The organism is Streptomyces sp. NBC_00086, from assembly GCF_026343255.1.
Lineage (GTDB): Bacteria > Actinomycetota > Actinomycetes > Streptomycetales > Streptomycetaceae > Streptomyces.
The window spans coordinates 6994759-7009674 of record NZ_JAPELZ010000001.1 but is presented as its reverse complement, the minus strand read 5'-3'; the positions used below and the strand labels follow the sequence as shown (position 1 = coordinate 7009674).

The window sequence follows — 14916 nt, the reverse complement described above, 5'->3', positions numbered from 1 at the left end:
TGGGATGGCAGGGCCGCGCTCCCCGCGATGCGGGATCCTCAGGGGTCCCGGTCGGTCCGGTGGCGGAAGACCCGCCTCGGCGTGAGGAAGGGCGCGCCTTCCGGCGGGATGCGGGAGGCCCGGCCGGGCCCGACGGGCGGGGCCCCGGTCGGTCCGTGGCGGACCCGCCTTTGCGTGCGGGAAGGCGCGCACTTCCCGCGGGGCGCGGGCTAGCCGGAGGGCGCCTGCGAGGGGTCGGCCGGTGGTGGACCCGCCTCTGCGCGAGCGGAGGCCCTCGCTCCCGGTGGGGTGCGGGATCCCGGAGGACGCCCGCCGGTCGGGTCCCGGCCGGGTCCCGGTCGGCGGGGCCGGGTTCGGTCGGTGGCAGGCCCGCCTCTGCGCGAGGGGAGGCCGCGTCGCGCGGCGGGAGCAGGTCTCGGGCACCCGGACGCGTGTGCTGCCTGCGGGGTGCGGTGGATTGGGGGGCGCGCTGCCAGCGGGGGCGGTGGTGGATCCGGGGGACGCTTCCGGGTGCCCGGAGGAGAGGTCATGTCATGGCCTTGGCGGTGGCGGCGGTGCCCTGCGGGACTGTCCCCTACCCGCCCTTCCACCGTTCCCCGGGCGCCGCCCGGACCGGGCCACCGTCGGCCCGTGGCAGACCCGCCCCTGCCGGAGGGGGCATCGGCGTCGCGGCGGGAGCGGGACGCTGGCGCCCCGGTGGCAGACCCGCCTCTGCCGAAGGGGACGCCCGCGTCGCACGGCGGGAGCAGGACGCGGGCGCCCCGGTGGCAGACCCGCCCCTGCCGGAGGGGATGCCCGCGTTGCGCGGCGGGAGCGGGACGCGGGCGCCCAGACGCGTGTGCTGCCTGCGGGGTGCGGTGGGTTGGGGGGCGCGCTGCCAGCGGGGGGACCCGGGGGCCGCTTCCGGATGCCGGGGGGGGCGGGCCGGTGGCGGCGGTGGGGACAGGTCGAACGGATGGGCGGGGTTACCCGTGGGTCCGGTGGCGCGTTGGCCCGGTATGACCACGATGGAGACTTCCACACCGAGGGTGGGGCGCCGCCGAAGGGCGCCGGCCGCAGGGTACGAAGAATCGGTTCGGCAAACCCCCGACCCGCCCATCTACAAGGCGCTGCTCACCCGTTGGGAGGAGGACGGCCGGACCGTGCCGGGGCAGCGCGATCCGGAGTGGTCCCGGATCGCCTCCTCGCCCATCTGGCCGACCGGCCCCCTCTTCGGCGGCGGCTGACCGCTCACCGCGGCGCGGTCAGCGGGATTCGGGGCCCGCCAGGTGGCGGGCGATCACCATGCGCTGGATCTGGTTCGTGCCCTCCACGATCTGGAGGACCTTCGCTTCGCGCATCAGCCGCTCGACCGGGAAGTCCGCCGTGTAGCCGTAGCCGCCCAGCACCTGGACCGCGTCCGTGGTGACGGCCATCGCCGCGTCGGTGCAGAAGAGCTTGGCCATCGCCGCCTGGCGGGAGAAGGGCTTGCCCGCGTCCCGCAGCCGGGCCGCCGCCAGGTACAGCGCGCGGCCCGCCTCGATCTTCGTCGCCATGTCGGCCAGCATGAACCGCAGGCCCTGGAAGTCCGCGATGGGGTGTCCGAACTGCTTGCGGTCCAGGGCGTAGGCCAGGGCCTCGTCCAGAGCGGCCTGGGCCACGCCGATGGCGCACGCGGCGATGCCGAGGCGGCCCGCGTCCAGGGCTGCCAGGGCGATGGTGAAGCCCTGACCCTCCTCGCCGATGCGGCGCGAGTCGGGTACCCGTACGCCGTCGAAGTTCAGCTGGGCGGTGGGCGAGCCCTTCATGCCCATCTTCTTCTCGGGGACCGCGGCCGTGAGGCCCTCCGCGTCGCCCGGGACCAGGAAGGCGGTGATGCCCTTCGGGCCGGCCACGCCGGTGCGGGCCAGCACCGTGTAGAAGTCGGCGACGCCGCCGTGGGTGATCCAGGCCTTCGTTCCGCTGATCACCCAGTCTTCGCCGTCCCGGACCGCCTTCGTGGTCAGGGAGGCCGCGTCCGAGCCCGAGGCCGGCTCGGAGAGGCAGTACGCGCCGAGCAGTCCGCCGCCGAGCATGGCGGGCAGGTGGGCGGCCTGCTGCTCCTTGGTTCCGTAGCCGGCCAGGCCGTGGCAGGCCAGCGAGTGCACGCTGACACCGAGCCCGACGGTCAGGCGGGCCGCGGCGAGCTCCTCCAGCACCTGGAGGTAGACCTCGTACGGCTGGTCGCCGCCGCCGAATTCACCGGCGTACGGGAGCCCGAGCAGTCCGGCCTCGGAGAGAAGGGTGAAGACCTCCCGGGGGAAACGGCCGGCGTCCTCTTCCTCGGCGGCCCGGGGCCGGATCTCCCGCTGAGCGATCTCGCGAACGAGCGCGAGCAGGTCGCGGGACTCCTCCGTGGGCAGCGATCGGTCCACCTGCGGCGCGCGGTCGGTCATGGCGGCGCTCTCCTCACTCGTCAAGCACGGGGCGACGCGTGAGGGTGGTACGCGTCGCCGGGTCTCGGGGCTCACAGCCGATGGTGCCCTCCCGGATCGCGGGAAGGTCCTGTTCAAGAGGCTGCGGCGGTTGAGTATGCCCGATCAGGGGCTTCCCGTCACGGGCGCGAGATCCTCCTCGGGGACGGGCGGGGCCGGGCATTCGGGGGCGAACTCCTCGATCACCGTCAGGGTCGCACGCAGCGTGCGCACCAGCAGGGCGCCGAACTCGGCCCGGTCCGGGTGGCCGGGATGCCCCGGGGCCCCGGAGCCCCGGCCTTCCCGGGCCTGGGCGAGGGCGTGCTCGGGGGTGTGCTCGGGGGCTTGCCCAGGGACGCACTCAGGGGTCTGGCCAGAGGTCTCGCCGGGGGTTTGTCCAGAGGTCCGGCCGGGCGTCTCGACCGAGGCCTCGCCCAAGGTCTCGTCACAGGCCTCGCCGGCGATCTCCTCACAGCCCTGCGCGGAGCCCTGCGCCGGAACCCGCGCCGGAGCCTCCCCCGGGCCGATCCAGTCGAGGGTGCTGCCCTCGACGCCCGCCAGCCAGCCGACCAGTGCCAGCCGGGCGATCGGCGGGATCTCGCGGCGGCCGTACGCGCCTTCCGCGATGGTCGCCATGAGTTCCTCGCGGACGGCGTCGCGGATGGCGAGCACCTCGGAGTCGGAGCCGACCCCGCCCGTGACGATGGTGCGGTAGGCGGCCTGGTGGTGCTCGGCGTAGTACAGGTAGCCGTCGATGGTGCTGCGCACCCGCTGCGCGTTGGGCAGCTCGCTCTCGCCCGCGGCGCGGGCCACGAGCTCGGCCACCGAGTCCTCGACGATGGCCAGGTAGTAGCCGCGTTTGCTCTTGAAGTAGTAGTAGATGAGCCCCTTGGCGACGCCCGCGTGCTTGGCGATGTCGTCCATGGAGAGCGCGTCGTACGAGGTGTCGGCGAACAACTTGCGCCCGATCGCTATCAGTTCGGCCCGCCGAACCTGCGAACGGCCGGTCGTTCCGCGCTGTTGACTATTATTCAAATTCAGCCCTAGCCTCGAACTGCCACAGGAAGCCCGAAGTATGGCAGACCCCTGTTGCACCCCCCTTTGCACTCCCCCTGCGCACCGGACGACGTACGGGAGGACCACATCATGGGCAACGGCAGGACGAGCACGACGAGAAGCACGAGAAGTACGAGAAACACGCCCGAGGGCCGGACCAACTGGAAGAAGACCGCAGCCGTCGCGATGCCCGCGGTCGTCGCGGTCGGGGCGATGGCGATGGTCATGGCGCAGGGCGCGCTCGCCGCCTCCTTCGCCGTCTCGGGGACGAGCTTCCAGGTCTCCTCATCCAAACTGAGCAGCAAGGGCCTGGCCTCCTACGTGCACACCGACCGCTCCGTCGACGGCAAGGGGCATCCCGTGGCGCTGCTGGGCATCGGCGAGGCCACCCTCACGGACATCTGCCAGGCCGCCGAGGTGGACACCCCGGTGGGCAAGGTGGTCTTCAAGCTGACCGCCGGCGGCCCGTCCGGCAACGTCACCGCCAGCAATCTCGTCATCGACGGCGAGGACCTGGCCGGCGACGCAGTCTTCGGGACGGCGCAGATCGGCCGCGACGCCTCCACCCTCGACCAGGTCGGCGGGATCAAGGGCGAGGCCGGCAAGTTCGGCCTCCAGGCCGGGGACATCGAGGTGGTGGACGTGAAGTCGCACGCCTGGTCGGCGACCGGCGGCAACTTCCACCTCAAGGGCCTGAAGCTGAACGTCAGCCTGGACGGCAAGAAGTGCTTCTAGGCCTGCGCGGGGCCGCCGGGCCGGGCAGCGGATGGCTGGAGCGTCGGCTCCCGCTGCCCGGCCCCCGGCGGCGGCTGCGCGCCTGGCGCCGCACCCGTCCCTTCTGGGGCGGGCTGCTGGTGATCCTGGGCGGGACCGAGCTGCTGCTGGTCCCGCTCTCCCCGCTCACGGTGCTGGTCAGCCTGGGCCTCGGCGGGATCGCCGCCATCGGGATCGGCCTCGCGCTGATCGCCGCCGGCCTGTTCCTGTGGCTGCTGCCGCAGGCCCGGGCCTACGTCTCCATCCACGCGCTGCTGCTCTCGGTGCTGTCCTTCGTGGCGACCAACCTCGGGGGCTTCCTCCTCGGCATGCTGCTCGGCATCGCGGGCAGCGCGCTGGCCTTCGGCTGGACCCCGCTGCCCGATCCGGAGGCGGGCGAGGAGGGCCCGTACGTCCCGAGCCTGGACGGCAGCGGGCCGCGCACGCTGGCGGTCGCGCTGCCGGTGGTGCTGCTCGCCTCGCTGGTGGCGGGCACCGGGGAGGCGAGGGCCGCTCAGGCCGGTCCGCCGATGGCCGCGCGCACTCCCCCGACCGTGACCACCTCGCTCTTCGCCCCGCAGGGGTTCGCCTTCGCGGGGGTCACCCACGTGCCCACGGCGGACGGCCCGCTGAAGGTGCTGGTGCTGCGGATGCGGGCCGCCACGCTCACCGACTACGAGCTGCGCACCCGCGACGGCCGCGAGGAGTACGGGCTCGCCGCGAAGAGGCTCGACCTGAGCGGCGACGTGACCTTGTACCTGACGAGGTTCAGCGGGTGCATCGAGGGACTGCTCTGCGTGACCTTCAGCCCCGACGGGCTGCCCGCTCCCCCGGTCATCCCGCCGTTCGTCTTCATGACCCGGGTGAGCGCGGAGCAGGCGCTCGTCACCTCCGACGTGATCAAGACCGACGACCTGCGGCTGGTGGCCTCGTGATCCCCCTCCAGGCCGCGCCGCTGTGGGCGTACGGCATCGGCGCCACCTTCGCGGTGGCCGCCGGGCGCCAGCTCCAGTGGTGGGAGCGGTCGGTCCGGGGCGAGGGAGTCCGTACGAGGAGCCGCGCGGCCAATCCGTACCTGGCGCTCACCCTGCTCTACGCGGCGCTGCTGCCCGCCCCCACGGGGGTGTACCTGATGTGGCAGAACCCGGCCTGGTCCACGATGCACGTGGCCCGCGACCACGAGGGCGTGTGGGCCGGCTTCGCGCTCTTCTACGGGGCCTCGGTGGTGGTCGGCGCGCTGCTCGGCTTCCTGACGGCGCGGCTGTTCGTCCTGGTCGGTGCCGGGTACTGGGGGTACCTCCAGGCGGTGGCCGGGTACTTCCTGCTGTTCTTCACCCTGATCCACGGGTGGGACGGCACGGGGTACGAGCGGCTGCTGAGCGCCGACCCGGGGGCCTACTCGGACTGGGCCTCGGCCGGTGTCGCGAACGGCGTCCTGGCCTTCGCGACCTCGGGCACCTTCCTGGCCGTGCTGATCTTCGGGACGGCCGTCATCGGCACGATGCTGCTGGCCGAGATCGGCTGGCTCGTGGAGGGCTGGCGGCTGCCGGGCGCCGCGGCGGACCTCAAGGTGCCCCGGGTGGTCGCGGTGGCGATCGCCGGGGCGGGGGTCTACGCGCTGCCCTTCGCGGGGGCGGTGGGCGCGAGCGTCCTCGTCCGGCTGCTGGGGTGGTGGGCCGGGATCGGGGCGTTCGCCCTGCTGGCCGGGGTGGTGCTGCTGCCGGCGCGCTCGCCCGTGCGGACGCTGTACGGGCTGGTGGGCGTGCCGGACGGGCACTGGCGGGTGGAGCCGGAGGCCGAGCCCGAAGCCGAGGCCGAGCCCGGGGCGGGGAACGGCGGAGGTTAGAAGAACCAGCCGACCTGGGTGACGAACATGGCCACGACCACGACCAGGGTCCAGCCGAGCACGTGCTCCAGCCAGGAGGAGGAATCGTCCTCGGGGCCGCCGGTGCGGACCAGGTTGCGGGCGCGGGCGGTCAGGGCGGCGCTGTGTGCGGTCATGCCCTCCAATGTGACAGCGGAGGCGGCCCTCGCGGTAGAGACGATGGTCACGGGTGGCATGTCTCACGCCCCCGGCCGCGGGGTGCGGACCGAGGGCGTGAGGGGTGCGGGGCGGATCAGGTGGTGCGGTCGCGGCCCGCCATGCCCGCCATCGCCAGTGCCAGGCACAGGGCGATGCCGCCGGCGATGACGTTGCTCCACACCGTGCGCGTGGTGCTGACGTCGCCGGAGATGACGAAGGGCGCGACGATCGTCCAGGCGGCGAGACCCACCGCCGTCCAGGCCATGGCGTGGGTGCGTTCGTAAGCGGAGCCGAGTCCGCTCATGCACAGGCAGTACGCCAGGCCCGCGATGAGGTTGTTGATCGCCAGCGAGCTGAGCCCGCTGAATCCGGCGATCCACGGCGAAGCGGCGATGTAGAGGCCAGTCATCAGGGCCAGCGCCTCGACGACCTGGGCACTCGGGGTGCTGGTGACCCGCTCGAACCGCGAGCGCATCTCAGCGAGGTCGGGGTGGTGTTCGATTCTGGGTTGGGTGGTCATGGCGGGCTGCCTCCTATGAGAAGCTCCTATTGCCCTTTTGCCCTTTATGTTCCACTTACATGCCGTCCGTGGCAACGCGAAATCTCAGAGCACGCCGACCGCCCGCAGCGCGAGGACCTGGGCCGGGTTCGGCCGGATCGGACCGTAGAGGTAGCAGACGCCTCCGGTGCCGGAGACGACCTTGCCGGCCGCGTTGTGACGCTTGGTCCGGAGCCAGTTGTTCTCGAACTGCCGGCGGCGGTAGACGCGGCGCACGGCGGCGTTGTCGGCCGAGTTCGGGTCGTTGGCGATCACGTCGCCCGAGGCCGTGAAGCCGATGACGGTCATCAGGTGCCCGGCCGTGCCGTAGCCCGCGCCCGTGAGCTCCTCGGCCGTGAAGGACTGGGAGGTGATGACCGGGATGCCCGCCCGGACCAGGGTCTCCACGTCGGCGAGGGAGCCGAGGCGGGTGACGACGCCGGCGAGCTGCCGGTAGGTGGCGGCGTAGGCGGCGTTGAAGGGCCAGTTGCCGCAGCCCTTGTAGGCCGAGTCGTACGTGGAGCGGGCGGCGTGGCAGACCTGCGGGTCCGCGTAGTCCTTCTTGACCCAGGCCACGGCGGAGACGCTGGCCCTGCGGCCCCAGAACTCGATGATCATCTGCGAGGAGGTGGGGCTGCACCAGGCCTCGCCGCCGTTGTCGTACTCGGGGTACTGGCCGGCGTGCGTCTCCTGCGAGTACCTCGGCACCTTCAGCTCGTGGGCCCCGCCGGAGGCGGCGGACGCGGGGACGGTGAACCGGTCCGGGACGTCCGAGGCCATGGCTCCGGCCAGCCACACCGTGGGGCCCCGGCTCGCACCGGGCTTGCGGTACAGGGTCAGGCGCAGCCGCCAGTCCTTGATGCGCAGCCCGCTCGCCGGGGTGTCCACGGCCAGGGTGTCCGTCCAGACGGTGGACTTGCCGTCCGTCTGCCCGTCCACGGAGGTGCGGCGGATGTCGCCGTCGCCGGAGGCCCAGCGTCCCATCACGTACCAGGGGGAGGCGGTGCCGTCGGTGTACGTGCCGCGCAGTTCGGCCTGGATCCAGGTGCCGGCGGGGGTACGGGCGTTCCAGGAGGCGATGGCCTCGGTGGCGGGCACGGTGGAGGTGTGGACCGGGGAGGTCCAGGTGGCGTACTCCCAGGTGCTCTTCTTGGCGGTGTGCGGGTCCTTGTACTCGGTGCGGCCCGTCGGGGTCTTGATCTCCAGGCCGGGGCGGGCGCCGCCGATGGCGGTGGTGCCCTGGTGTTGGCCGGCGGTCCAGTGGGCGTACGAGTACCAGAAGCGGTTGTCGACCGTCTTGCGGGTGGCTGCGGCGGCCTCTGCCTTGGCCTTGGCCGGGGCCGGGGCCGGGGTGTCCTGCCCCGGGCCCCCGGGGGCGGGCTTCGGCTGCGCCGCGGAGGCTCGGCCGCCGGGGACGGTGGCTGCGGCTGCCGCCAGGGCTACCGCCAGTAGGGCTCGGCGGGGTGTGGGTGCGGTCATCTGCGTGGCCCCCAGGGGTCGGTGCGGCGGGTCGGCTCCCGCACACCCTTCCAGTTCCCGTCTGCGACGCCGTGAAGCCGGAGGGCCGTGTCGGGGTGACGGGGCTCCGCCCCCTCTCCCCCGTTCCCTCGGGGGTGGGCCCTGCGGGGCTGTCCCCTACCCGCCCTTCCACCGTTCCCCGGGCTCCGCCCGGACCCTTTGCCGGGTGCGGCGCCGTTGCCGGGGGCCGGCCCCCGGACCCCCGCTCCTCAAACGCCGGAGGGGCTGGATTTTCGCCGGCGTTTGGCGCGCGGGGTCTGGGGCGGAGCCCCAGGGGGTCCGAGCGCAGCCCGGAGAACGGGCGAAGGGCCGGTAGGGGACCTCCGCCCGCAGGGCCGGTTCGTCGCGCGGGGTGGCGGCGGGGTCATACGGTGGGGGCGTGGAAGATCAGCCTTCGCTCCAGCCCCTCGCGCGCGAGATCCTCGCCCTGCCGCCCTCCCTCGGGCCCGTCCGCCTCGTCGGGATCGACGGGCACGCCGGGTCCGGGAAGACGACTTTCGCCAAGGCGCTCGCCGAAGCCCTGGGCGGGGTCCCCGTGTTGCGGCTGGACGATGTGGCCACGCACGAGGAGCTGTTCGGCTGGGTGGGGCGGCTGCGGACGCAGGTGCTGGAGCCGCTCTCCGCGGGGCGGGCCGCGCACTGGGCCCCGTACGACTGGGTCGAGCGGCGGTTCGGGCCGGAGCGGGTGCTGGATCCGGGTCCGGTCCTGCTCGTGGAGGGTGTCGGCGCCGGACGGCGCGCGCTGCGTCCGCACCTGGCGCGGCTGCTGTGGATGGAGACCCCGCGTGCGAAGTCGTGGGGGCGCGGGCGCGATCGGGACGGGCGGGAACTTTCCGACTTCTGGGACGGATGGGAGCGCGCGGAGCTCGCGCACTTCTCGAATGATCCTTCGCGCCCCTTCGCGGACACCCTGGTACGGCAGAGCGCTACGGGATACGAGTGGACTTCCGGGGCTGCCGGGGCAGCCGGAAGCACCGCTCGGGTGACTGAGGGTGATGAGGCCCCCCAGGGCTGAGGGGCCGCGGAAAGTCCCTCTCCGCGGGCGCCTCCGGGCCGCTTGACCCGGGGGCCGGGACGGCCTTACGTTCTGAAGAAGCGGCCCTCACCGGCCGCCGCGAACATGGAGCCCCCGATTGTTCCCCCGTGATCGGGGGCTTCGTGTCGCCCCCGACACCCCGCCGAGTCCCGCCCTGCACTCCTCCGTCGCGGTGTCGCAGGGGGCACATCCCGGCCGATTCGTCACCCTGCGTCACCACGGACCGCCCTGATACGCGCCCGGCCCGTCTTCGCGGCACCCTACGTAAGGTGCGTAACCGCAGGTACGATGCACCCCTGATTTCATCGGCGCAGCGACAACTCGCGTACGCATCGCGGGGGTTGCTGGGCACCACGGGGGCAGGCTTGTGGGGGACGTGATGGACTTCGCCGCGCACGGCAGCAGCGCGCACGCCCCGGCCGAACTCGCCTGGCTGCGAGGAGTGGACGCCTGCACGATGGGCGCCTACCCGCAGGCCGAGGAGGAGTTCCGGGCGGCCGTACGACTCGATCCCGCGATGGCGGATGCCTGGCTGGGCCTGCACGCGCTCCGCGTCGACACCACGAACGCGTTACTGCGCATGTACGCCCACCGGGACCGCTTCGGGGAACAGCGGGCCCGCCACCGGCGGACGCTGAACTCCTGGTACTGGCTGGGCTGGTGGGTGCAGCCGGTACTGGAGACCAGGCGGGACCTGCTGCTGGCGCACGCCTCGCACTGGCTGGACGGGCGCCACGTCCCCGAGCTGGACCAGGCGCTCGCGGCCCTGCCGCCCGTGGACACCGATCCGCACGTCCGCTTCCTGCACGCCTGCCGGGCGTACCTGGTCAAGGACTGGGAGCAGTTGGTCCGCTCCACCGAATCGCTGGTCGACGATCCGCTCCTGGGCATCGAGGCGGGCCTCTTCGGCGGGATGGCCCGGGTCCGGCTGGAGATGTACGGGCAGGCCGAGCCGCTGCTGGCGGCCTCCCTGATGCGCTGCCGCAGCGAGCAGCCCCAGCGCAAGGAGCTGCGGTACTGGCTGGCGCGGGCGCACGAGGGGACCGGGCGCAGCGCGGCGGCGTTGCCGCTGTACCGGGCGGTGCACCGGGTGGACCCGGCGTTCATGGACACGGCGGCCCGGCTGACGGCCATCGAGGACAGCGAGGACGCCGACGGCCTGGCCGGGTACGCGAGCGGTGGCGGTTACGAGGCCTTCGGCGGGCACGGAGCGGCCCCGTCGGGCGGGGACTTCGCGGCGGTGGCGCTGGGCGGGGGCGGGCCGGTCCAGGGCATCGCCGCGGACGGGCAGCCGGACGCTGACCCGCTGACGGCGGCCGACCCGCCGGAGCCGCGGCACGGCCCGGGGGCGCCGGGGCCCGGCGCGGGGCTGCCGGCCGGCGTACGGCGCAAGGCCTCGCTGCCTTCGCAGCCGGGACCGGTGGGTCTGCCGGCCGGGCCGGCGGATCCGGCGGCGCTGGCCGAGGCGCTCGCGGAGCTGGAGCGGATGGTGGGCCTGGAACCGGTCAAGCGGCAGGTGAAGGCACTCTCCGCGCAGCTGCACATGGCCAGGCTGCGGACGGGTCAGGGGCTGCCGGTGCAGCCGCCGAAACGGCACTTCGTCTTCTCCGGGCCCTCGGGCACGGGCAAGACCACGGTGGCGCGGATCCTGGGCCGGGTCTTCTACGCGCTGGGCCTGCTCGGCGGCGACCACCTCGTGGAGGCCGGGCGCGCGGACCTGGTCGGCGAGTTCCTCGGGCAGACCGCCGTGAAGGCGAACGAGCTGATCGACTCGGCGATCGGCGGGGTGCTGTTCGTGGACGAGGCGTACAGCCTCTCCAACTCCGGTTACAGCAAGGGCGACGCGTACGGCGACGAGGCCCTGCAGGTGCTGCTGAAGCGGGCGGAGGACAACCGCGACCACTTGGTGGTGATCCTCGCGGGCTATCCGGCGGGGATGGACCGGCTGCTCGCCACGAATCCGGGGCTGTCCTCGCGGTTCACCACCCGGGTCGACTTCCCCAGCTACCGGCCGCTGGAACTCACCTCGATCGGCGGGGTCCTGGCGGACGCCAACGGCGACCGGTGGGACGAGGAGGCGCTGGAGGAGCTGCGGAGCATCAGCGGGCACGTGGTGGAGCAGGGGTGGATCGACGAGCTGGGCAACGGGCGGTTCCTGCGCACGCTGTACGAGAAGAGCTGCGCGTACCGGGACCTGCGGCTGTCCGGCTTCACCGGTGATCCCTCCCGGGAGGACCTCTCCACCCTGCGGCTGGCGGACCTGATGCAGGCGTACGGGGAGGTCCTGTCGGGCCGCGGCCCCCAGGAACGGCCGGAGCCGCCGCCCCTGTGAGCGCCTCCGGCGCGCCCGTACCGCGCCGGCATCCCGCAACGCCGTGCGCGCTACGGAATGTCCGGCGGCGGGCCGGCGCAGGCCGCGAAGGCGGAGAGGACCAGGAAGGCGAAACCCGCCGCGATGAAGATCCAGCCCGCCCACAGGGGCCGTCCGCCGTACTGCTCGGCCCACCGCTCGTCCGCCTCGACGTCGCCGAGCCTGCCTTGCAGCAGGGCCCGGACGCGGTCCGCGAACTCCGGGTCCGCCGCCGCGCGTTCCCACAGGACCGATTCGAAGGCCAGGGCCGCGGCCGGTGCGAAGGGTTCGCGTTCGAAGGCGGCGACGACGGCCACCCGTTCGGCCGGCAGCCCGTCGAGGATCACCTCGCGCAGTCGGCGCGCCACCGGGGAGGGTGCGTCGAGGTCCTCCCTCAGCAGGTCCAGCACCGCGCGGGCCGTGTCCCGGAGCTCCGGGTCCCGGTGCCCGCCGGACTCGTCACGCCCGCCGGACCCACCGGCCCCCGTAGACCCAGTAGACCCAGTAGACCCAGTAGACCCGCCGTGCTCGTCGCGCTCGCCGCGTTCGTCCCGTTCGTCGGACCGCATGACCCCGCCCCCTCCCACGCCGCACCGCACCGCACCGCACCGCGAGTATGGCGGCCCGGCGCGGCCGCCGGACCCGTCTTGCGACGGGTCCGGCGCCGGTGCGGCGACGGCGTCAGCCGGTGAGCGCCCCCTCCGAGCGGGGTTCGGTCCTGCGGGCGTGCGGTGCCGTGCGGTGCGCGGGGTCGCGCACCTCGCCGACCAGCGTTTCCAGGACGTCCTCCATGGCGACCAGGCCGAGGACCCGGCCCGAGGGATCCGCGACCTGCGCCAGATGGGTGGCGTCGCGGCGCATCACCGTCAGGGCGTCGTCCAGCGGGAGCGTGGAGCAGACCGTGGTCATGCGGCGCCAGACCCGCTGGGGCACGGCCCGTTCCCGGTCTTCCAGGTCCAGGACGTCCTTCACGTGCAGGTAGCCCATGAAGGCACCGCTGTCCGCGCGGACGGGGAAGCGGGAGTACCCGGTGCGGACCGTGAGCTGCTCGATCTGGCGCGGGGTGACGGCCGGGCCGACCGTGACCAGCCGGTCCGGGGCGAGGAGGACGTCGGTGACCGGGCGGCTGCCCAGTTCCAGCGCGTCCTCCAGGCGCTCCTGTTCCACCGGCTCCAGGAGACCGGCCTGCCGCGAGTCCTTGAGCAGGCGGCCGAGCTGGGCGGAGGTGTAGACGGCCTCGACCTCGTCCTTGGGCTCCACCTTGAAGAGCCTCAGGATCAGCGTGGCGCAGGCGCCCAGCGCCGTGGTCACCGGTCCGCAGACCCGCGCGAAGGCGACCAGTCCGGGGCTGAACCACAGGGCCGTCTTCTCGGGGGCGGCCATGGCGAGGTTCTTGGGGACCATCTCGCCGATGACCAGGTGCAGGAAGATCACCGCGGTGAGGGCCACCGCGTAGCCCAGCGGGTGGATCAGCCCTTCGGGCACGTGGGCGGCGTGGAAGACGGGCTCCAGGAGCCGGGCCACGGTGGGCTCGGCGACGGCTCCGAGGGTGAGCGAGCACATGGTGATGCCGAACTGTGCGGCGGCCATCATGCGCGGCAGGTTCTCCAGGCCGTGGAGCACCTGGCGGGCCCGCTTGGAGTCGACGGCCAGGGGTTCGATCTGGCTGCGGCGGACGGACACGAGGGCGAACTCGGCGCCGACGAAGAAGCCGTTGGCCAGGACGAGGAGCAGGGCGAACAGCAGTTGGAGCGCGTTCACCGGCCACCCACCTGTGCCAGCTCGGCGGGGGCGGCGGCGTCGGGGCCGAATCCGTAGAAGCCCTGCCCGTCGGAGCCCGGTGCGCCGGGGCCCGCGGGGGCGGTGCGCACGAGGCGGACCCGCTCGGCGCGGTAGCGGCGGACCTGGCGCACGGAGAGCTTCCAGCCGGGCAGTTCGGCGCGGTCCCCGGGGGCGGGGATGCGGCCGAGCAGGTCGGCGACGAGCCCGGCGACGGTCTCGTAGGGGCCTTCGGGGACCTCCAGGCCTATCCGGCGCAGGGTCTGCACGCGGCAGCTCCCGTCGGCCTCCCAGGAGGGGCGGCCGTCCTCGGCGGGTACGGCGGCCAGTTCGGGGCTGCCGTCCTCCGCGAAGTCGTGCTCGTCGCGGACTTCGCCGACGAGCTCCTCCACGATGTCCTCCAGGGTGACGACGCCGGCGGTGCCGCCGTACTCGTCGACGACCACGGCCATGGGCTGTTCGCTGCGCAGCCGTTCCAGCAGCGGCTGCACCGGCAGGGAGCCGGGCACCAGCAGCGGGGCCACGCAGATCCCGCTGACGCTGGTGCGGGCGCGCTCGGACTCGGGCACGGCGAGGGCGTCCTTGAGGTGGACGACCCCGGTGATCTCGTCGATGCGCTCGCGGTAGACGGGGAAGCGGGACAGGCCCGTGGCGCGGGTCAGGTTGAGCACGTCGGCCGCGGTGGCCGTGTGCTGGAGGGCGCTGACCTTGACCCGGGGGGTCATGACCAGCTGCGCCGTGAGCTCGCCCAGCGAGATGGTCCGTACGAAGAGGTCGGCGGTGTCCTGTTCCAGGGCGCCGGCCTGGGCCGAGTGGCGGACCAGGGAGACCAGTTCGCCGGGGGTGCGGGCGGAGGCCATCTCTTCGGTGGGCTCCACGCCGAGCGCCCGGACGAGCCGGTTGGCGACGGCGTTGAGGCCGGCGATGACCGGCCGGAAGACCCGGGAGAAGACGTGCTGCGGGCCGGCCACGAAACGGGCGACCTGCAGCGGCCGGGAGACGGCCCAGTTCTTCGGGACGAGCTCGCCGACGACCATCTGGACGGCGGAGGCGAGCAGCATGCCGATGACGACGGCCGCGCCGGGTACGGCGCCCTTGGGGAGGCCGGTCGCTTCGAGCGGCCCGGCCAGCAGGGCGGCGAGGGCGGGCTCGGCGAGCATGCCGACCACGAGGGAGGTGATGGTGATGCCGAGCTGGGTGCCGGAGAGCTGGAAGGACAGCTCCCGCAGGGCTGCGACGACCGTGCGTGCACGGCGGTCGCCCTCGGCCGCGGCGCGTTCGGCCTCGGGTCTCTCGACGGTGACGAGGCCGAATTCGGCTGCCACGAAGAAACCGTTGGCGAGGATCAGGGCGAATGCCGCCACGAGCAGGAGTAGCGGGATGGTCATGCCGCCGCCTCCGTGGGGAGGGCGGCGCGTGTACTACCGGACG

At 73.5% G+C, this 14916-nt stretch carries 13 protein-coding genes and 1 pseudogene; 6 read left to right on the top strand and 8 right to left on the bottom strand.

The features are described 5' to 3' along the window. Positions 1–1007 precede the first annotated feature (1007 nt). Positions 1008–1226 carry a hypothetical protein gene (locus OG276_RS31855; protein WP_266910593.1) on the top strand — a complete coding sequence of 73 codons (219 nt, stop codon included), beginning with the start codon at positions 1008–1010 and terminating at the stop codon, positions 1224–1226. A gap of 18 nt (positions 1227–1244) precedes the next feature. On the opposite strand, the gene OG276_RS31850 is transcribed toward OG276_RS31855, so the two are convergent. Both OG276_RS31850 and OG276_RS31845 read right to left on the bottom strand, forming a co-directional pair. Then, positions 1245–2414 (bottom strand): acyl-CoA dehydrogenase family protein, encoded by a 1170-nt coding sequence (locus OG276_RS31850; RefSeq protein WP_266910592.1) that lies wholly within the window; start codon positions 2412–2414, stop codon positions 1245–1247. A 543-nt stretch (positions 2415–2957) separates the two neighbouring features. Beyond that, a pseudogene (locus OG276_RS31845) lies at positions 2958–3467 on the bottom strand (TetR/AcrR family transcriptional regulator); the annotation flags it as partial. Positions 3468–3578: 111 nt separating this feature from the next. Here OG276_RS31845 and OG276_RS31840 point away from each other — a divergent pair. Genes OG276_RS31840 through OG276_RS31830 form a run of 3 tightly spaced genes read left to right on the top strand, consistent with a single transcriptional unit; the run spans position 3579 to position 6087 of the window. Further along, on the top strand, positions 3579–4223 hold the full coding sequence (locus OG276_RS31840; RefSeq protein WP_266910591.1) for a DUF6230 family protein: 645 nt from the start codon (positions 3579–3581) through the stop codon (positions 4221–4223). Then, a complete protein-coding gene (locus tag OG276_RS31835; RefSeq protein ID WP_323182382.1) occupies positions 4214–5176 on the top strand; it encodes a DUF6114 domain-containing protein in 963 nt (320 codons plus the stop codon). The genes OG276_RS31840 and OG276_RS31835 overlap by 10 nt, the downstream gene beginning before the upstream one ends. Continuing rightward, on the top strand, positions 5173–6087 hold the full coding sequence (locus OG276_RS31830) for a hypothetical protein (RefSeq protein ID WP_266910590.1): 915 nt from the start codon (positions 5173–5175) through the stop codon (positions 6085–6087). Before OG276_RS31835 ends, OG276_RS31830 begins: the two co-directional genes overlap by 4 nt. Here the strand turns inward: OG276_RS31830 and OG276_RS31825 are convergent. The 3 genes from OG276_RS31825 to OG276_RS31815 form a co-directional block, all read right to left on the bottom strand. Then, a complete protein-coding gene (locus OG276_RS31825) occupies positions 6084–6242 on the bottom strand; it encodes an SCO1431 family membrane protein (protein ID WP_243341628.1) in 159 nt (52 codons plus the stop codon). The two genes, OG276_RS31830 and OG276_RS31825, sit on opposite strands and share 4 nt — an antisense overlap. Before the next feature lie 116 nt (positions 6243–6358). Beyond that, positions 6359–6784 (bottom strand): SPW repeat protein, encoded by a 426-nt coding sequence (locus tag OG276_RS31820; protein WP_266910589.1) that lies wholly within the window; start codon positions 6782–6784, stop codon positions 6359–6361. Between the two features lie 84 nt (positions 6785–6868). After that, a complete protein-coding gene (locus OG276_RS31815; RefSeq protein ID WP_266910588.1) occupies positions 6869–8281 on the bottom strand; it encodes a C39 family peptidase in 1413 nt (470 codons plus the stop codon). 418 nt (positions 8282–8699) lie between these two features. Here OG276_RS31815 and OG276_RS31810 point away from each other — a divergent pair, with 418 nt between their 5' ends. Then, a complete protein-coding gene (locus tag OG276_RS31810; RefSeq protein ID WP_266910586.1) occupies positions 8700–9335 on the top strand; it encodes a uridine kinase in 636 nt (211 codons plus the stop codon). 400 nt (positions 9336–9735) lie between these two features. Beyond that, entirely contained in the window at positions 9736–11688 is a 1953-nt protein-coding gene (locus OG276_RS31805) for an AAA family ATPase (RefSeq protein WP_266910584.1), read from the top strand. Between the two features lie 50 nt (positions 11689–11738). Here the strand turns inward: OG276_RS31805 and OG276_RS31800 are convergent, their stop codons facing one another. The 3 genes from OG276_RS31800 to OG276_RS31790 all read right to left on the bottom strand — a co-directional run bounded on the left by OG276_RS31800 (position 11739) and on the right by OG276_RS31790 (position 14873). After that, positions 11739–12275, bottom strand: a complete 537-nt coding sequence (locus OG276_RS31800; RefSeq protein ID WP_266910582.1) for a hypothetical protein — start codon at positions 12273–12275, stop codon at positions 11739–11741. Positions 12276–12387: 112 nt separating this feature from the next. Beyond that, positions 12388–13467, bottom strand: a complete 1080-nt coding sequence (locus OG276_RS31795) for a hemolysin family protein (protein WP_266910580.1) — start codon at positions 13465–13467, stop codon at positions 12388–12390. After that, the gene (locus OG276_RS31790; protein ID WP_266910578.1) at positions 13464–14873 is read right to left on the bottom strand and encodes a hemolysin family protein; all 1410 of its coding nucleotides are present in this window, start codon (positions 14871–14873) and stop codon (positions 13464–13466) included. Before OG276_RS31790 ends, OG276_RS31795 begins: the two co-directional genes overlap by 4 nt. Positions 14874–14916 lie beyond the last annotated feature (43 nt).

Coding starts and splice junctions, on each gene's coding strand:
- OG276_RS31800 (WP_266910582.1), bottom strand. CDS start 12,275: ATGCGGTCCGACGAACGGGACGAACGCGGCGAGCGCGACGAGCACGGC.
- OG276_RS31840 (WP_266910591.1), top strand. CDS start 3,579: ATGGGCAACGGCAGGACGAGCACGACGAGAAGCACGAGAAGTACGAGA.
- OG276_RS31850 (WP_266910592.1), bottom strand. CDS start 2,414: ATGACCGACCGCGCGCCGCAGGTGGACCGATCGCTGCCCACGGAGGAG.
- OG276_RS31815 (WP_266910588.1), bottom strand. CDS start 8,281: ATGACCGCACCCACACCCCGCCGAGCCCTACTGGCGGTAGCCCTGGCG.
- OG276_RS31855 (WP_266910593.1), top strand. CDS start 1,008: ATGGAGACTTCCACACCGAGGGTGGGGCGCCGCCGAAGGGCGCCGGCC.
- OG276_RS31825 (WP_243341628.1), bottom strand. CDS start 6,242: ATGACCGCACACAGCGCCGCCCTGACCGCCCGCGCCCGCAACCTGGTC.
- OG276_RS31805 (WP_266910584.1), top strand. CDS start 9,736: ATGGACTTCGCCGCGCACGGCAGCAGCGCGCACGCCCCGGCCGAACTC.
- OG276_RS31790 (WP_266910578.1), bottom strand. CDS start 14,873: ATGACCATCCCGCTACTCCTGCTCGTGGCGGCATTCGCCCTGATCCTC.
- OG276_RS31820 (WP_266910589.1), bottom strand. CDS start 6,784: ATGACCACCCAACCCAGAATCGAACACCACCCCGACCTCGCTGAGATG.